Annotated in this window: 25 protein-coding genes; 20 read left to right on the top strand and 5 right to left on the bottom strand. The window is 39.4% G+C overall.

Features of this window, described 5'->3' with window-relative positions:
* Nucleotides 1-7: 7 nt before the first annotated feature.
* From BQ5364_RS16865 to BQ5364_RS16845, 5 genes are all read right to left on the bottom strand, one after another.
* Complete coding sequence (locus BQ5364_RS16865; RefSeq protein WP_159431706.1) at nucleotides 8-1,318, bottom strand: FtsW/RodA/SpoVE family cell cycle protein; 1,311 nt, start codon at nucleotides 1,316-1,318, stop codon at nucleotides 8-10.
* A gap of 17 nt (nucleotides 1,319-1,335) precedes the next feature.
* Nucleotides 1,336-1,665, bottom strand: a complete 330-nt coding sequence (locus BQ5364_RS16860) for a PadR family transcriptional regulator (protein WP_004614371.1) — start codon at nucleotides 1,663-1,665, stop codon at nucleotides 1,336-1,338.
* A gap of 135 nt (nucleotides 1,666-1,800) precedes the next feature.
* Entirely contained in the window at nucleotides 1,801-2,295 is a 495-nt protein-coding gene (locus BQ5364_RS16855) for a QueT transporter family protein (protein ID WP_004614370.1), read from the bottom strand.
* Nucleotides 2,296-2,422: 127 nt separating this feature from the next.
* Nucleotides 2,423-3,466, bottom strand: a complete 1,044-nt coding sequence (locus BQ5364_RS16850) for a site-specific integrase (RefSeq protein ID WP_071144676.1) — start codon at nucleotides 3,464-3,466, stop codon at nucleotides 2,423-2,425.
* Nucleotides 3,467-4,082: 616 nt separating this feature from the next.
* On the bottom strand, nucleotides 4,083-4,574 hold the full coding sequence (locus BQ5364_RS16845) for a helix-turn-helix domain-containing protein (protein WP_004614368.1): 492 nt from the start codon (nucleotides 4,572-4,574) through the stop codon (nucleotides 4,083-4,085).
* Nucleotides 4,575-4,717: 143 nt separating this feature from the next.
* Here BQ5364_RS16845 and BQ5364_RS16840 point away from each other — a divergent pair, with 143 nt between their 5' ends.
* The 20 genes from BQ5364_RS16840 (at nucleotide 4,718) to BQ5364_RS16760 (ending at nucleotide 20,420) form a co-directional block, all read left to right on the top strand.
* Nucleotides 4,718-4,912, top strand: a complete 195-nt coding sequence (locus BQ5364_RS16840) for a hypothetical protein (protein WP_022249986.1) — start codon at nucleotides 4,718-4,720, stop codon at nucleotides 4,910-4,912.
* A gap of 43 nt (nucleotides 4,913-4,955) precedes the next feature.
* Entirely contained in the window at nucleotides 4,956-5,111 is a 156-nt protein-coding gene (locus tag BQ5364_RS18010; RefSeq protein WP_159431705.1) for a hypothetical protein, read from the top strand.
* On the top strand, nucleotides 5,108-5,296 hold the full coding sequence (locus tag BQ5364_RS16835; RefSeq protein WP_004614365.1) for a hypothetical protein: 189 nt from the start codon (nucleotides 5,108-5,110) through the stop codon (nucleotides 5,294-5,296). The genes BQ5364_RS18010 and BQ5364_RS16835 overlap by 4 nt, the downstream gene beginning before the upstream one ends.
* The gene (locus tag BQ5364_RS16830) at nucleotides 5,297-5,668 is read left to right on the top strand and encodes a hypothetical protein (protein WP_004614364.1); all 372 of its coding nucleotides are present in this window, start codon (nucleotides 5,297-5,299) and stop codon (nucleotides 5,666-5,668) included.
* Nucleotides 5,575-6,987 carry a virulence-associated E family protein gene (locus BQ5364_RS16825; RefSeq protein ID WP_147611766.1) on the top strand — a complete coding sequence of 471 codons (1,413 nt, stop codon included), beginning with the start codon at nucleotides 5,575-5,577 and terminating at the stop codon, nucleotides 6,985-6,987. Before BQ5364_RS16830 ends, BQ5364_RS16825 begins: the two co-directional genes overlap by 94 nt.
* Nucleotides 6,988-7,324: 337 nt before the next feature.
* A complete protein-coding gene (locus BQ5364_RS18395; protein ID WP_022250471.1) occupies nucleotides 7,325-7,420 on the top strand; it encodes a putative holin-like toxin in 96 nt (31 codons plus the stop codon).
* An 851-nt stretch (nucleotides 7,421-8,271) separates the two neighbouring features.
* On the top strand, nucleotides 8,272-9,153 hold the full coding sequence (locus tag BQ5364_RS16820; RefSeq protein WP_004614361.1) for a CPBP family intramembrane glutamic endopeptidase: 882 nt from the start codon (nucleotides 8,272-8,274) through the stop codon (nucleotides 9,151-9,153).
* Nucleotides 9,154-9,401: 248 nt separating this feature from the next.
* On the top strand, nucleotides 9,402-9,686 hold the full coding sequence (locus BQ5364_RS16815) for a transposase (protein WP_004614360.1): 285 nt from the start codon (nucleotides 9,402-9,404) through the stop codon (nucleotides 9,684-9,686).
* Complete coding sequence (locus BQ5364_RS16810) at nucleotides 9,683-10,030, top strand: IS3 family transposase (RefSeq protein WP_004614359.1); 348 nt, start codon at nucleotides 9,683-9,685, stop codon at nucleotides 10,028-10,030. The genes BQ5364_RS16815 and BQ5364_RS16810 overlap by 4 nt, the downstream gene beginning before the upstream one ends.
* Nucleotides 9,960-10,133 (top strand): cysteine peptidase family C39 domain-containing protein, encoded by a 174-nt coding sequence (locus tag BQ5364_RS17585; protein ID WP_330673623.1) that lies wholly within the window; start codon nucleotides 9,960-9,962, stop codon nucleotides 10,131-10,133. The genes BQ5364_RS16810 and BQ5364_RS17585 overlap by 71 nt, the downstream gene beginning before the upstream one ends.
* 461 nt (nucleotides 10,134-10,594) lie before the next feature.
* A complete protein-coding gene (locus BQ5364_RS16805; RefSeq protein WP_004614358.1) occupies nucleotides 10,595-11,713 on the top strand; it encodes an MGDG synthase family glycosyltransferase in 1,119 nt (372 codons plus the stop codon).
* Between the two features lie 14 nt (nucleotides 11,714-11,727).
* Complete coding sequence (locus tag BQ5364_RS16800; protein WP_004614357.1) at nucleotides 11,728-12,345, top strand: glycerol-3-phosphate acyltransferase; 618 nt, start codon at nucleotides 11,728-11,730, stop codon at nucleotides 12,343-12,345.
* Nucleotides 12,342-12,968 (top strand): HAD family hydrolase, encoded by a 627-nt coding sequence (locus tag BQ5364_RS16795; RefSeq protein WP_004614356.1) that lies wholly within the window; start codon nucleotides 12,342-12,344, stop codon nucleotides 12,966-12,968. The genes BQ5364_RS16800 and BQ5364_RS16795 overlap by 4 nt, the downstream gene beginning before the upstream one ends.
* Nucleotides 12,969-13,027: 59 nt before the next feature.
* A complete protein-coding gene (gene asnS, locus BQ5364_RS16790) occupies nucleotides 13,028-14,419 on the top strand; it encodes an asparagine--tRNA ligase (protein WP_004614355.1) in 1,392 nt (463 codons plus the stop codon).
* A 69-nt stretch (nucleotides 14,420-14,488) separates the two neighbouring features.
* The gene (gene vanR, locus BQ5364_RS16785) at nucleotides 14,489-15,178 is read left to right on the top strand and encodes a VanR-ABDEGLN family response regulator transcription factor (RefSeq protein ID WP_004614354.1); all 690 of its coding nucleotides are present in this window, start codon (nucleotides 14,489-14,491) and stop codon (nucleotides 15,176-15,178) included.
* Entirely contained in the window at nucleotides 15,168-16,358 is a 1,191-nt protein-coding gene (locus tag BQ5364_RS16780) for a sensor histidine kinase (protein WP_004614353.1), read from the top strand. The genes vanR and BQ5364_RS16780 overlap by 11 nt, the downstream gene beginning before the upstream one ends.
* Complete coding sequence (locus tag BQ5364_RS16775; RefSeq protein ID WP_004614352.1) at nucleotides 16,291-17,346, top strand: metallophosphoesterase family protein; 1,056 nt, start codon at nucleotides 16,291-16,293, stop codon at nucleotides 17,344-17,346. The genes BQ5364_RS16780 and BQ5364_RS16775 overlap by 68 nt, the downstream gene beginning before the upstream one ends.
* Before the next feature lie 2 nt (nucleotides 17,347-17,348).
* Nucleotides 17,349-18,860 carry an ATP-binding protein gene (locus BQ5364_RS16770; RefSeq protein WP_004614351.1) on the top strand — a complete coding sequence of 504 codons (1,512 nt, stop codon included), beginning with the start codon at nucleotides 17,349-17,351 and terminating at the stop codon, nucleotides 18,858-18,860.
* Nucleotides 18,844-19,875 (top strand): 3-deoxy-7-phosphoheptulonate synthase, encoded by a 1,032-nt coding sequence (locus BQ5364_RS16765; RefSeq protein WP_022249856.1) that lies wholly within the window; start codon nucleotides 18,844-18,846, stop codon nucleotides 19,873-19,875. The genes BQ5364_RS16770 and BQ5364_RS16765 overlap by 17 nt, the downstream gene beginning before the upstream one ends.
* Nucleotides 19,869-20,420: a hypothetical protein gene (locus tag BQ5364_RS16760; RefSeq protein WP_004614349.1), complete on the top strand. Its 552-nt coding sequence runs from the start codon at nucleotides 19,869-19,871 to the stop codon at nucleotides 20,418-20,420. Before BQ5364_RS16765 ends, BQ5364_RS16760 begins: the two co-directional genes overlap by 7 nt.
* Nucleotides 20,421-20,627 lie beyond the last annotated feature (207 nt).

The following is a 20,627-nucleotide window of genomic DNA, read 5'->3' as shown; positions in this document are numbered from 1 at the left end:
GTATCGCTTAGGCGACATCCCAATTTTTTTTGTACATGTATGTGTCGGATAACACATTTTTGTACCGATAAATGCTGAGTACAATTCCCAGAAGAATGTAAGTTACAACCATAGTAACGCCCCCATAGGAGAAAAATGGTAAAAAAGTGTAGGTAGGAAATACAAGTCCAAGTGTAACTAGCACATTCCAAAAAGCGGAGACAAAAAATACCATTCCACATCCGTATCCCATCATCATTCCAAGCTGATTTTTCTGTGAGGAAGAAATCTGGAATATTTTTCTGATCAATAAGAAAATAAGAAGAACGGCAACAAGAGCCGCTAATATTCCGTAATAAGCGGAAAGTGTGGATAGAATATAATCACTGTTTTGCCCTTCTTGCAGCAGTGATTTCTTATTGCTTGCGCCGATAAAAGCGCTGTTTGTTACGATACTGCGGAGTGTTTGCAGTGTATGGTTTTCCACCGTAGGATCAAACAATGCGTGAATACGTGCGGTCTGATATGGCGCAGGCTTTCCGGTCTGCATCAGAATCGCAACACTGGCAATCGGGAATGAAATAGAGATTCCCCAAAATGCCGTCAAAAATTTCTTTTTATGGAATGTAAACCATCCTTTCCATACAGCAATGGTCAATAGGCTTGCCAGCATGAAAAATAGTGAAATGGTTACCCCGAGATTCGGCAGTTCCAGCGTTAAAAAAAGCGGAAGAGCCATCCAAATGAAAATTTTTGGAACAACACGCCAGCCCTTTCCTCGATACTGATATAGGATTGCGCCGAAAAGCGGCACGTACAGAAAGAACAACGGTGACATTATAAGCACTTTGGATAAAATGCGCATATAAAGAGTTCCGTTGAGGCGCATCTCCACTATAAATATTTGGAAAGCGAAAAACAATAGGAAGATCGTGGCAATCCACTTGGAATATTTTCCGATCAGGCTGTAATCGATCCTATAGACTACAATCATCGCACTAAAACTGATTATTGCATTAAATATATGATGGCGGAAAAAATATGCGTTATTGTCTGGAATATATCTCGTGACGAGATACTGTATCAAAATGCTGAAAAGTGTCAGTATACCGATTGCCACAATTATGCGCCAAGCCATCTGCGGGCGATGGAGCTGATCCATCTCCACACCTGTCTGAACAGGATCCCCCATATCATTTAGCGCCGCTTTTAAAGCATCGTCTTTGCTCATGTCCTCTGCTATATTGTCTGCCACCTGTTCTTCGATGTGCCCCCTGATTTCATGATAAATGGAAGCATGTGCTTTTTTACAGCGGATTTGTTCTAATAAAGTTTTCAAATATTCCTCCATATAGATTACACCTCCAATAACATGACGTCGGCTACAGCACCGACATATTCGTTCCATTCTTCTTGTTTCTGAACCAATAATGCATGCCCCTCTTTGGTTATGTGATAATACTTTCGTACTTTTCCAAGTACCTCTTTCTCGTAAGAAGCCACAATATTCTTTCCTTCCAGATTGTGAAGCAAAGGATATAAGGAACCGGCTTTCAGTTCGAAAACATTCTGTGAACGCTCACGTAATGTGGAAATCATCTCGTACCCATACATATCCTTTTCCGACAAAAGCTTGAGAAGGAGCATCGTAACACTCCCTGAAACTAATGTTTTATCAATTGACATTGAAATACCTCCTTTTTATGTGTAGGATAACTATATATAGTTTAACTATATAATATATCGGTAGACTATATATGTCAAGTGAAAAACATATAAAAAAATAGGAAAGAGAATATCATCACTCTTTCCTATTTTTTACTATGAGACTTGTTTTTTAAAAAGTATATATTGATATTTGTGTAAGGCAGTATATACAATCATTCCCAGTACACCGCATGAAATAATCTCGCCGATGCCGACTGTGAGCATCATAAATGGGATTGGGAGTAGTACACCGTAAGCATAGCGAAGTACAAAAGGAACAACGACAATATTTGCCAAAATCGGAGGAAGTGGTGCAAGGAATTTTGATCTTTTACGTAACAAATAAGTAAATAACGCACCGATTAACGTTGCAAGGCTTCCGAAAATAATATCCGGAAGAAGCGCACCACCGAGGATGTTACCAATCAGACATCCGATGAATAGTCCCGGAATAGCTGCCGGAGTAAATACCGGTAAGATAGTCAATGCTTCAGCGATACGAACCTGCACCTCCCCAAAGCTGAATGGTGCAAATACGATTGTCAACACCACATAGATTGCAGCGATCATGGCTGCCTGTGCCATAAATAATACACTTTTGTTTTTCATATTCTGTTTTCTCCTTTAGTTTTGTTTTACGAGTGGAAGGTCGCGAACACTCTTTATATTTTTGGCTTAAAATCAAGGTTGCTGAGGGATTGTTAATACTTCTTGGTACTGAAACGGTACTATTTTATTATAAAGTATTCAAGAGGTCCGCAATCTCTCGTTGTTTATTTGGGTATAAATGCCCATAAGTTCCGAGCGTAATCTTTATATCATCATGCCCGAGTCTTTCAGCGATAGCGAGCGGAGAAACACCCTTTTCAATCAACAAGGCAACGTGAGAATGTCTTATGTCATGTATGCGTATTCGCGGAACTCTGGCAATCTCTGAATATTTTTTCATTGGATAATATAGCGATTGCTTGGAAATTTCAAACAACCTAGTTTCGCCGTTACAATCATATATCATTGACATGTAATTTTCAAGTTCTTTCACAAGAAAATTAGATAAGGTTATATCCCTTATTCCTTTGCGCGTTTTTGGTGGGGTTATAACGTCCTGACGCTCCATTCTCTGCAATGATTTGGTAATATGCATGATTTGTTCATCTAAGTCAATATCTCCGGCTGTGAGGGCGAATAACTCGCCTATACGAATACCGCAGTAGTAAAGCACTTGAAAAGCCATTCGTGTAGTAGGCTGCTCAATGTATGGTATGAACGCATTATACTGTTCATGCGTCCAAAAGTGCAGTGATTTGTTGCTTGCTTTTCCAATCTTCTCTATGCCGTCAAATGGATTGGAGCGTAGTCCACAGCGTTTTGCCCCATATTTATATATTGTGCGGAACATGGTATCAATTTTATTGATGTATACCTCTGAAAGTTCCGTGTTTAACAGTTCATTTTGCCACAGGATAATCATCTTCTCATTAATCTCTGAGAGCGGTATATCCTTAAATGTGGGCAAAATATGCTTAAGGGCAATATTATAGCTTCTAATCGTTGTCTTTCGTCTTCTAGGCGTATTTTCCTCTATGAAGTCATTAGAGACACTCCCGAAAGTAGTGTCTGAATCATACTGCAGGGAGCTGAGGAAACTGTATTCCCATTCCTTAGCATCTTTCTGACGTGCAAATCCTCTCTTTTTCTTCTGTTTCTTATTCCCCATGTAATCGGTATAGTAACATTTTACGAACCATGTGCCGGTCTTTTCGTCTTTGTAAGTTGGCATGTGTCTATCTCCTTTCATTTCAAGCCGGGCAGCGTGTGAAATGGTTGAAGATAATTGACATATTTTATAATTTTGACTATAATATACTTACTAAGACAGTCGAGAAGATAGCTCAAACCTATCCGCCTCGGCGAAAAATTAAAAAGTAACTATCAGAGATAGCCGCCTAATTCTTTACCAGAGAGCAGGGCGGCTATTTTCTGTCTTCGTCATTTCTGACTAATGTAATAATAGCGCATATCATAATTACAAACGTAAATAAATCCGAATATGTAACCATGTTATCATCCCCTTCCTAAGACTCGAAGCGGATGATATGGCCGCCCTCTCGGCTGCCTTAATAAGTATATTATTGTCAATGTACCGAACACAATTTTGCGTTGGGTGACTGTGTTTAGGTGTCGTGTTACGCTACACCCTTTGAAGTATCGGAAATTCAGATGACGGTTCAACCGGCGGCTCAATTTAGATCTGTCATATAAACAGTGGAGTGTCCAATTTTGGACACACCGGTTTTTACAAGCGTACTTTTAGGTACGGTGGTTATGGGTGTTAAATTATTTACTGCCGTAGATTTTCCTACACTTGCAAAGGGGGCACCAAATACTGACACCTTTTATTCTTCTGAATTATTGGTGTTTTCAATGTCTGTTGGTTCGTGTGCTGCGTACACAGTGCCATTATCTTTAGTATAATCTTTTTGGTATTTGGGACTTTCTGAAAGTAGTTTAGTGTAGTCAATAGCCTTATCTTGCCCTTCATAATTCAATTTCCGAAAATATTTTAATAGTTCAATATCTCCCATTTCTCTATTGTAACCACGTTCTGCTATATCTTTTTGGAATTTTTCAACATACATATCTATTTCATCTATAAAGGTTTTACTTTTAGTTTTCGCTGTTTCTATTAAGCTATCTGTTGATATTTCCAAGATGTCAGAAACTTTTTTTATTACGTCGGCGCTTGGCTCTCTGTTATTATTTTCATAATTTGAGTATGTAGAATATGGAATATCCAAAAGTTTAGACATTTCTTTTTGCGAAATTCCTTTAGCTTTCCTAAGTTCTTTGATAGTGCTACCAATTTGTATAAAATCATTTATTCCCATGTTGTACCTCCTACTTATTCTAAAGTATAACACATTTATATTCAAAAGTGAATATTTATTATGAAAAAGCATTAACATATTCTAAAATGAATATTATACTATGCATATATTCAAAAATGAATATAGAAAGAGGTGATAAAAAGATGAAGATTAACAGACAAAAATACGAACTTGCGAGAGCGAGAGCGTGCAAAGGACAAAAGGACCTTGAAGCTGATGGAATCCCAAAAGGCACATTGTGCCGGATTATTGGCGGCGGAGATGCAAGACCAGAAACAGTCGGCAAGATTGCTCGGTCGCTTGGCGTTGATGTAACTGAAATTATTGAAACAGAATAAAATACGCCGGGCAGCGTGTGAAGTGATTGAAAGGAGTGAAATCATGACAGTGAATCAGATCAGAGACTACACAGCCTTAGTTAGACGAAAATCGGAATTGATTCTGCAAAGTGGCAGCAGTTGGAAAGCTGAATATTCAGCTGAGATGCAGAACATTGACGAGCAGATCAGGAAGATGCGAAAGGAGTTGATTAAATGAGTAAGCAGGTATACACAGCAAAAGATATTTCAGAGATTCTCGGAGTGTCTGAGAGCAAAAGCTATCAGTATATCCGGCAAATGAACAGTGAACTTGAGGAAAAAGGATTTCTTATAGCGCGTGGCCGTGTTCCGGTGGCGTATTTTCAAGAAAGGTTTTTCGGTACAAAAACGGTAGGTGAGTAGATGGCAAGCAGAAGAGAACTACTTGACAGCATATCTTGCGATATGAGACTTGATAAGTCATTCTTTATGAAAATCTATGGCTATGAATTGACTTGGCCGGGATTTGCCGAAGATGCTCTTACACGGCTTGAATTTTTAGGCTGTAGCAGGGCTAGAGAATACTACAACCGCTTCGTTAATGAGTATGAAAAAGAGCATGATCAACAGATGAAGAATGTGGCGAAGTGGTACAAGAAACAATGTGAAAATGAAAGCAAAAGCAGAAAGGCGGCGAGTGAGTGCAGGGAGAAAGAGAAACAGCAAGAAGCGGAGAAGCAGAAGAGACGAGGGCTGCCCCGGGAATATGTAGCAAACCAGATATTGAAATGGTAGGAAGAGTATTTAGTATGCTGGATATGCAGAAGGATAAAAACATACCGATTCAATCAAGAAAGAATTGCGTTACAGTTCTTGGATGTGATCCAGTCTTGTCGGGGAAAATTAAATTCAATACATTATCAAACAGGAAGAACGTAGAAGGTGCGTTACCGTGGAATAAATCAGAGAAATTGAGGGAATGGACCAATATAGATAATGAATACTTGATTTACTATATGGAAACGTATTACCTTTTAAATTCGGACAAGAAAATACTAGCAGCGTTGGAAATGGCAGCGGATGTAAATAAATTCAATCCGTTTATAGATATGCTTAACAGCACGGTATGGGATGGAGTTCCAAGAATAGAAAATCTTTTAACAGATTATCTTGGCGTAGCTAAAAGTGAGTATTCGGCGCATTGTATGAAACTGGTTATGCTTGCAGTTATAAGCCGGGCATTTAGTCCGGGGACAAAATTTGATTATGTTCTAGTTCTTTCTGGGCGCCAAGGCATAGGAAAATCTACATTTTTCTTGAAAGTGTGTTGTAATGAAGACTGGTATTTAGAGAATTTGAAAACGATAGACAAAAATAAGGATGCAGCGGAATTGATACAGGGCAAGTTGATTGTAGAATTTAATGAACTGCTTGCAGTCAAGAGTGCGATAGAGGGCGTCAAGTCTTTCGTTACAGCTAAATCAGATGAATACCGCGGAGCGTATGCCAGAGAAAGTGAAAAGCGATACCGTACCTGTGTATTTGTTGGTACTACAAACGATGCCCAATTTTTAGTTGATAAGACAGGGAACAGAAGATTCTTACCATTGGAATGTGGAGTTGAGCCGATAGCAAAAAGTTTATTTGTTGATGATGAGCTTTTGCTATATGAGTTCAGGCAGGCATGGGCGGAAGCCTATAAAATATATCTGAGTGGAAAATTTTCATTAGTTCTTCCGAAGAAGTTACAGGAATATGTAGAAGAACTGCAGGAAGACTTTAAGGAAGATGATCCGCTAATCGGGATGATACAGAGATGGCTCGATTCAAGACAGGACGATTATACTTGCAATATGCAAATCGCATCAGATGTCTTAAATGTGGAAAATCCGGATAGGAGAACAATAAACAGGATAATGGATATTATGAACAACTCTATTTCCGGATGGGAGCGAAAAGGCACACATTGGAAGAAGTTTTATGATTATGCAAATATAGCAGTTCATGCTACTGCATTAGAAACATTTGGAAGACGTGGAGTTTATAAGGGGGATGTTGGAATTGGGCCAACAATTTTGGGGTTAGGTGAAGCGTCATCTCATGCAGCACAATAGTTAAATATAATAATGTTGACATATTTAGAATGTATAAAAGGAATGTATGCAACTATCGAAGGAATGGTGATTACTAAATGCACTGATGAGATCAAAAGAATATATAAGGAGATTGAAGAAAACCTTGATAAAAAGATTTAAATATTAAATCAGACGCTTAACAATTTTATTGATTATTTGAATTATGTGATGAATATAAGACTTCAATGTAGCAGCAGGTAAGTGAAAGCAAATTAAGAATATGCTATAATTTCGGCATGGGAAACCAGAGCCGGGCGGCTTACCCTCTTTTACGGAGGGATTCACCCTCCAGTCGAAAGAAAGGAGGGCGATGCTGATGTATGTTACATATTCTGATCTGATTCAGTTATTAATGTTCATTGTTGCCCTTGTAGGTCTTTGTTACGAGATTTTCAAGGATAAACGAAAATAGCCGCCATTACTCGCAATAATGACGGCAGTTTAAAATAACAGCTTTTATTTTACCGGGTAAGCCGCTTGCGGTTTCCCTTTTTGTATCTTCAATATAGCACATCTTAATAGATTCTGCAAGTGGCAGCAGTTAAAAAAAGAATCTACCTAAAAAGAAGCATAGTTGACAGAGAATTTATAGCCTTTATAAAGCCAATTCAAGGGATGCTTTATAAAGTGTATCCTCTTATAGCTATCAGTATAAGATAGAATGACTGTCATATACTTCCGGCCCTGTTTTATGAGGAAAATATTTAAAGAAAAGCCCGTAAAATCAATACTTTTGGGTTTGACATTATAGGAAGGGTGGGTAGAAAAAATTACACTTTTTGAAAAAATCGAGAACGATTATTGATAGTAATTTTCGATTGTTAGAAATTTAATTGACGCATAATTTAAGAGAAAGCTATAATAATCGCAAAGACAAACTTATAGAAATATGAGGATACAAAGGTAGAGGTCGAAGACCAATATGTATAGGCAGTTCGACTGTGATGAAATATAAGGTTTCGGTATGATTTTTGCACAATATCGAAGGAGTAATATGTTAGAAATTAAAGAAAAATATGTTCAATCCGAAAAATACAGAGATAGACATATATGTGGGAATTAGTCCCAATATAATGTAAATATTTCGGTATAGAGTGGTTTGCTCATGCAAACTGATTTATATATAATAAGGTGACTCTAGTTGTATGCGCAAATCAATCAGAGTCTCAAAAGCACAAGCACTTATGAAAAGTTCCTAAGGTTAAGATTATCACTTTTCAGACAAGTGCAAAGAAAAATATTTGGAAAGCAGAAAATTAGAAAATGAAAACAATTAGTAAAATTAGTTGTGCGTTGCTAGGTGCTATGCTTTTGTCTAGTATATTTAGTGGTTTGGTTGTTGGCATTACAGAAGCTGTAAAATTACCTTTAAGTACACAATCAATTCAGATGATAGGTGGATGCATGTCCAGTGTTTGGTATGTATATTTCTTTCAACTTTTTACTAAGAGTATGAAGAAAAGAAATATAAATGAAGTATCCTTGGGACGAAAAAATTCGATTTGTGATGGGGGTAGGTATTTACTAATATTATTAGGAATGACAACATTATTATCTAACGTTACAGATAAGATAGTTAATTGTCTTAAAATATATTTGATAAACGGGGAAATGAATGAAGGTGTTGTCGAATCTTATGTGGAGAATGTGCCAATAGTTTTACTTTTTGTTTGTGCGGTAATTGTTTCACCTATTTTTGAAGAACTTTTGTTTAGAAAAATATTGTTAGAAAAGCTACTACCATATGGAAAAGTTATAGCGATTGCGATTAGTAGTCTGTTTTTTGGATTATATCATGCAAATTTGGAGCAGTTGTTATACACGATGTTTTTGGGGGTATTGTGTGCAAATATCGTGATTATTACAGGAAAAATAAAGTATGCAATTTATTTGCATATGGCATTTAATTTATTTGGTGTAATAATATCAGATTTTATACCGATTGGGGCAATTACAACAGTACTACAAATCGTATTTGTAATGAGTGCTGTGTTAATATTTGTTTTTAAAGGGAAAACAATGTTTATTTTAAAGGATGAAGATTGTGTTGAGAGCTTTTGCGCAAAAAAAGAATTTCTAAGCATTGGTTTTACATTATATATAGCGTTTTTTGTTATTGGTAGCATAGGGGCAATGGGTGAATAAGTTATATTAAAATAAATTATAAAGATTGTGAAAGGATAAGTTTGAAACAAAGAGGTAGTGGTTAGAGAAAAATAAAATTGCATAGCAAACAAACCATCCTTAGGGTGGTTTCAAAAAAGTAAATATAGACACGACACTTAATTCATGGCAGGTGGTGCTAGAATATAAATAGTACAAGTCAAAATGAGAATTCCTTATAAGAAAAATCATGGTACAATGTAGGTACCGCACTGAAGGAGGATCTCATTATGGCAAAGCACTATGACAAACAATTTAAGCTGGATGCAGTCCAGTACTATCACGATCATAGAAACTTAGGACTGCAGGGTTGTGCTACAAACTTAGGAATCAGTCAGCAGACATTATCACGTTGGCAGAAAGAACTGCGTGAAACAGGTGATATTGAAAGCCGTGGTTCCGGCAACTATGCTTCTGATGAAGCCAAAGAAATCGCACGATTAAAACGAGAATTACGAGATGCACAGGATGCCCTTGAAGTATTAAAAAAAGCAATCAACATTCTGGGAAAATGACGGAAGCCATTTATCTCGAAGTTATGGAGATGGCAGAAACTGCCCATAAGGCGAAACGCCAGGTTTCTGTCTCCGGAATGTTGAAACATCTTGGCGTTTCTCGTTCTGGTTATCATGCATGGCTAAAACGTGTTCCTTCTAATACAGAAAAAAGACGTGAAGCCGTAAAAACTAAAATTCAGGATATTTACGATGAATCAAAACAGAATTATGGTGCCCCTAAAATCACCAAGGAATTATGTAAATCAGGAGAAATCATCTCCGAACGTACTGTTGGTAAATATTACAGATTGTGGTGCAGCATGCATAGCAACGATATGCAAACAAAATGGATACAAAATTAGCATTACTAGAATTCGTGAAGTAGCAGGCACAGATAAACAGGGCACAAATGTGTATGGTGTAATTAAGGCAGCAGAACATTTTGGATTTAGCGCAAAGGGGTAAAGGAGTAAAATGAGTTTTTAGATGAGGAATGTGGTACATTGATAATCGAATAGTACTAAAGTGATATAGGTGTATTATATTCTATAATCACGACATGGGAAACCAAAGTCGGGCGGCTTACCCTCTTTTACGGAGGGGCGAACCCTCCAGACGAAAGAAAGGAGGGCGATGCTGATGTATGTTACATATTCTGATCTGATTCAGTTATTAATATTCATTGTTGCCCTTGTAGGTCTTTGTTACGAGATTTTCAAGGATAAACGAAAATAGCCGCCATTACTGCAATAATGACGGCTTAGTGTAAATTAAGCATTTAATTATTGGGTAGCCGCTTGTGGTTTCCCTTTTTGTATTTTCAATATAGCACATTTCAAGAGCTTCTTCAAGTGTCACCTAGCTTTTTTCTTTTACTAATGCTATAATCGTTACTGTTCACTTCATAAAAGAAAGGACAACAGTACATGAAAGTTTTGATATTGTCTTGTAACACAGGAGAAGGGCATAATTCTGCCGGGAAAGCCATAAAGGAATATATAGAAAGTCATGGGGATCAGGCAGAGTTTATTGATCTGATGATGCTGAGTGGCAAAAAGACATCGAATGCTGTAGGAGGCTTATATGTTAATGTGGTAAAGCATTGTCCGCACCTTTTTGGGCTGGTATATCGGCTTGGGAGGCTGATTTCTTCGGCGAAGCGGAAATCACCGGTTTATTTTGCGTGTGCAAGATTGGGTAAAAAATTGAAACAATATTTGGAAAATAAAGACTTTGATATAATTGTGACACCGCATTTGTATCCGGCGGAGACATTGACGTGGATGAAGCGAAAAGGAATTTTGAGGCAGAAGACCGTTGCGATTGCGACCGATTACACAAGTATTCCATTCTGGGAGGAGACCGAGTGTGATTATTATGTGATTCCGCATGAAGACTTGATAAATGAATTTGTATCAAGGGGTATTCCGAGAGAAAAACTGCTCCCTTGGGGGATTCCGGTCAGAGAAAAGTTTGGCAGGAGATTGGGCGGGAAAAAAGCCAGAGAAATCTGTCAGCTGCCTCAAGACGGCTTGATTTATCTTGTAATGAGTGGAAGTATGGGATTTGGAAAGATCCAGATTTTTGTGCTGGAGCTTGCGAGAAGACTGAAAGAAAATGAAGAGATTGTTGTAATCTGTGGGAATAATAAGAAACTGGAAGAGACTTTAAAAAGAGAACTTAGAAGGGATAGAAGGGTACGCATCCTTGGTTTCACAGAGCAGGTGGCAGAGTACATGGAAGCGTGTGACGTCATTTTTACGAAACCGGGGGGATTAAGCAGTACGGAAGCAGCGGTGAGCAGAATTCCGATCATCCACACAAATCCAATTCCGGGATGTGAGAATCGGAATCTGGAATTCTTCGAGGAACGGCATATGTCAATTGGGCGAAAGAGTTTCTTTGGACAACTGAGGGCTGGACAGAAGATTTTGGAGAAAGAAAGATTGCGCCGTGACATGATTCGTGCTCAGGAGATTAACAGTAAGCCGATGGCGACAGAGAAGATTTATCATCATCTGAAGAAGCTATCTGGTGAGGAATAGGAAGTGAAGAAAAGATGACAACACAATATTTGTTTTATATTCTTTTTGGATATTTGTCTGGGAGTGTATTATATGGATATTTACTTCCCAAATATATAAAGAAGATCGATGTCACAAAAGAAAGTCCGGATCAGAATCCGGGGGTGGCAAATGCATTTCTCTGCGCTGGAGCACCGATAGGATTCTGTGCATTGATGCTGGAACTTCTGAAGGGATATCTGCCGGTGCATGCGGCAATGCATGTGTTAAATCCGCGACACCTTATTTTTGGTTTGGTGTTGGCTGCACCGGTTCTCGGGCATGCGTTTCCGTTTTGGAATCCGAAGATGGGAGGAAAGTCAATTGCAGTATCATTTGGAGTATTGCTCGGGTTAGTCCCTTATTGGAGACCGGTTTTGATTTTGGCGGTATGTTATTTGATGTTTTCTATTGTGATTGTCATTCGGCCTCACTTTTTCCGGTCTGTTGTCACATTCGCAATTTTCTGGGGAATGGTGATAATCAAGAGGGGACCGCTTGGAATCACAGCTGGAACAGGGATTTTGTCCTTTGTAGTGATTTGGAAGCATCTTGTAAAGTATCAAAATGAGCGTTTGGAAATTACATTTCCAGGCAGACAGGAGAAAGTATGAATATAGAGAATATAATATTTGATGTTGATGGGACGCTGTGGGACTCTACAGGTGAGGTCGCGAAGGCGTGGAATCTTGCGGTGAAAGAGCTTGGTATTGAATGTGAGGAGATTACCTCGGATACGCTTAAACGAGAGTTTGGAAAGCCGATGAATGTGATTGCCGATCATTTATTTCCGAGTGCAAGTGCAGCGGAAAAAGAACGGGCATTGGAACTGTGCTGCATGTATGAACATGAGGTGTTGGAGCGATGCGAGGAGAACTTGTTGTATCCGGGTGTGAAAGAGACGATTCAGGAGTTAGCAAAGACACATAAAGTCTGTGTGGTCAGCAATTGCCAATCAGGGTATATTGAGCTGTTTTTGAAAAAGAATCAACTGGAACAGTATGTGTTGGATACGGAGTGCTATGGTGACACAAAGAAGAGTAAGGGTGAGAATATCCGTCTCGTAATAGAAAGGAATCATCTTCAAAACTGCGTCTATGTGGGAGATACGGAGGGGGACTGTGAGGCGGCAAAAGCAGCAGGAATTCCATTTATATTTGCAGCATATGGATTTGGAAATGTAGAGACATTTGACAAAGAAATCAGAGATGTGAGAGAATTGTTAGAAATACTATAGGAAAATGGCGCAAAATAGGTTATACTATAAGGAATAGTGAAAATAAAGGAGTTTTGGTTATGGAATTAGTAACAGTCAAAGAGCTTTATAAGCATCGGGAACAATATTTAGACAAAGAAATTACAGTGGGCGGCTGGATTCGCAGTATCAGAGATTCAAAGACATTTGGATTTATTGTTGTAAATGACGGAACATTTTTTGAGACACTGCAGGTTGTTTACCATGATACAATGGAGAATTTTGCAGATATATCTAAGTTAAATGTAGGTGCGGCAATTATTGTAAAAGGAACACTTGTAGCAACACCGCAGGCAAAACAGCCGTTTGAGATTCAGGCAACAGAAGTTGTGGTAGAAGGAGCGTCAGCACCGGATTATCCGCTTCAGAAAAAGCGTCACAGCTTTGAATATTTAAGAACAATCTCACATTTGCGTCCGAGAACAAACACGTTTCAGGCAGTATTTAGAGTACGTTCTTTGATCGCATATGCAATTCATCAGTTCTTTCAGGAAAGAGGGTTTGTGTATGTACACACACCAATCATTACAGGAAGCGACTGTGAAGGTGCCGGAGAGATGTTCCGTGTGACAACATTGGATATGGAGAATATTCCGAAAAACGAAGATGGAACTGTAGATTACAGTCAGGATTTCTTTAATAAAGAGACAAGCCTTACAGTGAGCGGACAGTTGAATGGTGAGACATATGCGCAGGCATTCCGCAATATCTATACATTTGGTCCGACATTCCGTGCAGAGAATTCGAACACTACACGTCATGCGGCAGAATTTTGGATGGTAGAACCGGAGATTGCATTTGCAGATTTAGACGATAATATGATGCTTGCAGAGGCGATGTTAAAATACATCATCAACTATGTATTAGAGAACGCACCGGAAGAGATGAATTTCTTCAACTCATTTGTAGATAAGGGCCTTTTGGATCGTCTGCACAATGTGGCAAGCTCTGATTTTGCACGTGTGACCTATACAGAGGCAATTGAAATATTAGAAAAGAACAATGACAAATTTGATTATAAAGTATCGTGGGGAGCAGATTTACAGACAGAACATGAGCGTTACCTTACAGAAGAGGTTTACAAACGTCCTGTGTTTGTAACAGATTATCCGAAAGATATCAAGGCATTTTACATGAAGATGAACGATGACAATAAGACAGTGGCTGCTGTTGACTGTCTTGTTCCTGGAATCGGTGAGATCATCGGCGGAAGTCAGAGAGAAGATAACTACGAAAAACTCTTGGCGCGTATGAATGAGATGGGCTTGAAACCGGAAGAGTACCAGTTCTATCTGGATCTTAGAAAATATGGTTCTACAAGACATGCCGGATTCGGACTTGGATTTGAACGCTGTGTAATGTACTTAACAGGAATGTCGAACATCAGAGACGTTTTACCATTCCCAAGAACAGTGAATAACTGCGAATTATAAGAGGATTGAGATTGGGGACGGGGGAAAGTATTCTCCCGTCCTTTTTTATAATCAGAAAGGGAGAAAAGCATGAATATATTAGTAGTAGATGATGAAAAAGAGATTGCGGATGTCATTGCATTGTATCTGCAAAATGATGAATATCAGGTACATAAGTTCTATACAGGAGAAGAGGCATTAAACTGCATTGAGACCACGAAGATTGATTTGGCGCTGCTGGATGTGATGCTGCCGGATATTGACGGGTTTGAGATTTTAAAAAGAATACGTGAAAAATATACATTTCCGGTGATTATGCTGACTGCGAAAGTGGATTACATGGACAAGATTACCGGATTGACTCTAGGAGCGGATGATTATATTCCAAAACCATTCAACCCGCTGGAACTTGTTGCCAGAGTGAAAGCGCAGCTTCGGCGTTATACACAGTACAACGATGGAGGAAAGATAGAAGGCGATGTAATTGATTTTGCAGGAGTGCTGCTGAACAGAACATCTCACGAGTGCATTTTTAATGAGCGTTCGCTGACATTGACACCGATTGAGTTCGATATTTTATGGCTTCTCTGTGAGAATCGTGGCAAAGTGATTAGCTCAGAGGAGCTGTTTCGAAAGGTTTGGAAAGAAGAATATTATAAAAACAGCAACAATACGGTGATGGTGCACATCAGGCATTTGCGGGAAAAAATGAGTGGACCGACAGGAAAGTCGGATTTCATCAAGACCGTCTGGGGAGTGGGATATAAAGTTGAAGAATAAATATCGAAAATTAAAATTAAGTATTTTATTGCAGACCGTGTTTGTGACAGCGCTGACTATTTTAGTCGGAGGATTTATACTGGAATATTTTCTGGAAGACTCTTCGAACGATCTCGTAAAACTGCTGACATCTGTTCATGTGCAGGAGGAAAGTGCGAGACACTGGTATTGGAGGGTAATAGGAAACAATAAGGACTTCTTTCTTGTGATTGGATTTTTGTGTCTGTTTTCTTTATTTTTTTATGCGGCATTATCAAAAATGGTAAAATATCTGAATCAGGTGGAGACCGGGATCGATAACATCGTTTTGGATTCGGCAGATTCTATTCATATGATCACGGAATTGAAGCCGATTGAGACAAGGCTTAATGAGATCAAGCAGATTTTGAAAAAGCAAGAGCAGGAAGTGATTGAGGGAGAGAAAAAGAAAAATGACCTGATTGTATTTCTGGCACATGATTTAAAAACACCGCTCACTTCAATTGTAGCGTATCTGACGATGCTTGACAGTTATCAGGACATGCCGGAGGAAGAACGACAGCGGTATACACATATTGCATTGGAGAAATCCATCAGACTTGGGGAGCTGATCAGTGAGTTTTTCGAGATTACAAAATTTAATCTGCAAGATATCGTGTTAGAGCCGGTGGAGCTGAATCTTTCAATGATGCTCGAACAGCTTGCCGATGAATTATACGGAGTGCTGAGGGAGAAAAATTTGACTTGTGAGGTTGAGGCGGCTGAGGATATGGTAGTTTATGGAGATGCAGATAAGCTGGCAAGAGTATTTGACAATATCTTGCGAAATGCGGTGTCTTATTGCTATCCGAATACAAAGATTCGGATTCAGGCAGAGATGACAGAAGAAGGGAATCGTATTGTATTTTCCAATAGAGGGAAACAGATACCAAAGGAACAGTTGGGGACAATCTTTGAAAAGTTTTATCGTTTGGATGAGGCGAGACATAGTACGACCGGAGGTGCAGGACTTGGACTTGCCATTGCAAAAGAGATTGTAGAGTTACATGGAGGTACTATTTGGGCAGAAAGCGATGACAAGGAGACACGTTTTATTGTGACACTTCCGAATAAAGAAGAAGGGGAGAAAGAGGATGAAATTCATTCATATAGCGGACGTCCATCTAGGGGCAGAACCAGAAGGTTTAAAATCAGGCAGTAAAAGCAGAGGGCAGGAGATATGGGATAGTCTGGAACAGATTATTCATATATGCGAGTGGGAAGAAATCGATCTATTGCTGATTGCAGGAGATTTGTTTCATCGGCAGCCATTGAAAAAAGAGCTGAAAGAGCTGAATTATTTATTTTCAAAATTGACGAAGACGAAAGTTGTATTTATAGCAGGAAACCATGATTTTCTAAAACCGGATTCTTATTATCTCACTTTTCGGTGGGATGAGAATGTGTATCCTTTATTGAACGGGCATATGGGCAGTGTGGAGTTTAAAGATTTAAAGACAAGAGTTTACGGACTGAGTTATTATCGGAAAGAGATTACAGAGGGGCTTTATGATCGGGCAAAAGCACCCGGAAAGCAGAAATATGAGATTTTACTTGCACATGGCGGAGACGAGAAGCACATTCCGTTCAAAAAAGAAGTGTTGAGTAATCTCGGATACAGCTATATTGCTTTGGGGCATATTCATAAACCGCAGACATTGGTGGAAAATCAGATTTTGTATGCGGGGGCGCTAGAGCCAATCGACAAAAATGACACTGGAAAGCATGGATACATCCGTGGAGAGGTGACGGAAAAAGGCGTGAAAGCAGAATTTGTTCCGAGTGCAAAAAGAGAGTACATGCATCTGCCAGTTGAAGTAGGGAAAAATATGACAAATGGTTTTGCAAGAGAAAAGATTCGGGAAATGATTCAGATAAATGGGATTGAGAATATTTACAAATTTATTTTAACAGGCTTTCGAGATGCAGATATCACGTTTGAACCTGAGACTCTGAAAGGTTATGGGAATGTTATTGAGATTGTAGATGAGACAAAACCATCGTATGATTTTGACAGATTATTGGAGGAGAACAAAGGAAATCTCTTGGGAAGATATATTGAGAGTCTGAGAGAATGTGAGGATGGCAGTGTAGCACACATGGCATTGTACGAAGGAGTACAGGCGCTGCTGGATACGAAGAGGAGTTGACTATGGAGATAAGGGAACTTTATTTGAGAAATTTTGGAAAGTTCTCAGGAAAAAAGATTGTGCTGAAAGATGGAATCAATCTTTTTTATGGGGAGAATGAGTCTGGGAAGACAACGATTCACACGTTTATAAAAAGTATGCTGTTCGGGCTGGAGCGCGGAAGAGGAAGGGCATCGGTAAACGATACGTTCAGCATCTATGAACCGTGGGAGAATCCGAATTATTATTCCGGGACACTTCGTTTTGAAAGCGGAGGAAAGAATTTTTTACTGGAGCGAAATTTTGATAAATATTCCAAAAGTGCAAGGCTGATCTGCGAGGATGACGGCGAAGAATTTTCGCTGGAGCACGGGGATTTAGAGATGATATTGAATGGACTGGACGGCTCGAACTATGAAAATACAGTAGCGATTGGTCAGATGAAGGTGGAGCCGAATCAAAGCCTTGCAGTGGAAATTCAAAACTATGCGACAAATTATTATTCGACTGGGAACAGCGATATTGATCTGGATGGGGCATTGAACCGACTGAACAAAAAAAAGAAAGAAGTCGAGGGTGAGATTCGTAAGTCCTTACAGGAAAAACAGCAGAGACGATATGCGATAGAGCAGGAGACGACGTATCTTTGGCGTGATATCCACAAACTGGAACAGGAGATTGAGGAAGCGGACAGCAAAATCAGCAAAGAGGAAGCGCGTGTGAGGGAAGAGTGCAGAAAATACGAAGAGGAAGGCAGATGGAGAGTATCTCCGATCAAAGTTGCAGCGATGGCAGCGATTCTTGTGGCAGTGTTCATTATTTTTCACAGACCGTGGAATTATCTTGTGATGATTGTTCTTTTGCTCGCTGAGGGCATGTATGTGTGGAACCGAATCAAAGAAGGTAAAAAGAAGCCGAAAAGTGAGATGGAGGAAGAGCAGAAAAAGGTATTGGATAAGCTGTTGTGGCAGAAAGAACATTTGCAGGGAGAGTTAAAAGAAAAGCAGATTCAGTACGGAAATGTACAGGAGCAGCTGAGCGAACTTGACGAGGCAGGCGATGACTACAAAAAACAGGATATGAAAAAACGGGCGCTGGAGCTTGCCTCAGAGTGTCTGACGGAGTTATCAAAAGATGTACACAAGGAGCTTAGCGTGAAATTAAATGAAAAGGCATCTGCGATTCTCTCTGAGATCACAGGTGGGAAATATACGATGCTTTTAATTGATGAAAAGCTGAAAATGAGCCTTTATACCGGAGAACGGAAAATCGGAATTGAGCAGGTGAGCCGCGGAACGATCGAACAGATTTACTTTGCACTTCGCATGGCGGCAAGTGAACTATTGCACGAAGAAGAGTATCCGGTTATATTGGATGATACATTCGTGTTTTATGATGACCAAAGGCTTGAAAATACGATGAAATGGCTTGCAGAGCATAAAAAACAGGTGTTGATTTTCACCTGTCAGAAAAGAGAACAACAAATATTAGAAAAGTTAGGAATAGGAGAGAAAAATTATGTCAATGAAAATTAACCATCAATTATGCAGCCCGGAAACACTGAAAAAAGAGTACCCAATGGCGGACTCACTGAAAGCATTAAAAGAAAAAAGGGATGAGGAGATCAAAGCGATTTTTGCAGGAGAATCTGATAAATTCATCGTATTGATCGGTCCTTGTTCGGCGGACAATGAAGATGCAGTGTGTGAGTATGTAGGTCGCCTTGCGAGAGTGAATGAGCAGGTGAAAGATAAATTGATGATCATTCCGCGTGTTTACACAAATAAACCGCGTACAACAGGGGAGGGGTATAAAGGAATGCTCCATCAGCCGATCCCGGATGAAGCGCCGGATCTTTATGGAGGGATCATCGCAATCCGCAAGATGCATCTCCGTGTTATTCAGGACTATGGTTTTACATGTGCCGATGAGATGCTCTATCCGGAAAACAGAAGCTACCTGGACGATATTCTCTCTTATGAAGCAATTGGCGCCCGCTCCGTGGAAGACCAGCAGCACAGACTGACAGCGAGTGGAATGGATATTCCGGTCGGTATGAAAAACCCGACGAGCGGTGACTTTACGGTGATGCTGAACTCGATTGTGGCAGCACAGGCAGGGCACAATTTCATTTACAGAGGATATGATGTGACAACAGACGGAAATCCATATGCACATGCGATCCTGCGCGGCGGTGTGGACAAGTACGGAACATGCATTCCGAACTATCACTATGAAGACTTGATTCGACTTCTCGAGATGTATGAGAAGTGGGATTTGAAAAATCCGGCGGCCATCGTGGACGCAAATCACTCAAACTCCAACAAAAAATATAAAGAACAGCTGCGTATTGTCAGCGAAGTACTTCACAGCAGAAATTATAATACAGACATCAAGAATCTTGTCAAAGGTGTGATGGTAGAAAGTTATCTTCTGGAAGGAAATCAGAAAATTGATGAGCAGAGGATTTTTGGAAAATCTATTACGGATCCGTGTATTGGTTGGGAAGATACAGAGAGATTACTGTATAAGATTGCAGAAATGTGCTAGAATGGATTAAGGTAGCCTATAAGCAACTTCTGCTAGAGCGGATAGAATTTGTAGCAGAGCGAGCCCAGACAGCGCATCTTAATCTAAAAAATCACTGGATTAGGAAGATACCTGAACACTATTTTATTCCACTGGTGCAAGGAGACGGTGATTATTATGGTGAAATTGAAATGAGCAATGAAATAAGTGCAGTTTTGTTATCAGATAGAGTTGCTCCGTTTTGGAATCCCTGTTTTGAGGAAGTAGGAGAACACCAATTATGGGGACTTTATATTGAAAAAAGATATGCTGATATTTTAGACATATCGTCACTGGAGAATATGCGTTACCGCCCCTCGCAAATTTGTCTTTGCAGCATTGTAGATCTGGGAGCTGTTGGTCGATTTGATAGTGATTATTCTCAGAAAGCCTTACAATACATGAAAGAAATCGGCTACGAACAAAGCAGCACGATTGAAGCGTTGCTGCTTGGACGTGGAGTTGAGGGAGAGAAAGATATTCGAATGATGGAATTGCATATTCCTGTGAGAGAGAAAACATTGTAATGGTTTCAGGCTTTATTTGACATGATTTTTTTAGAAAAGTAAAAGTCGATCATTAAAATAAAAAAAATTGTAAAAACAGCCCAATTTCTGTAATGTAATCGGGTTGTTTTTTTGTTTGTTATCTGTGTTGACTTTCAAATTATTACAGGGCATATACTCAGGGAGAAGAGAATTTTGAGACTAAATGGAGAATGAAAAGAATTGGAG

This window comes from Coprococcus phoceensis (assembly GCF_900104635.1).
Lineage (GTDB): Bacteria > Bacillota > Clostridia > Lachnospirales > Lachnospiraceae > Faecalimonas > Faecalimonas phoceensis.
Note: the sequence above shows the minus strand (reverse complement) of the source record. Positions and strands in the feature narration are given on the sequence as shown.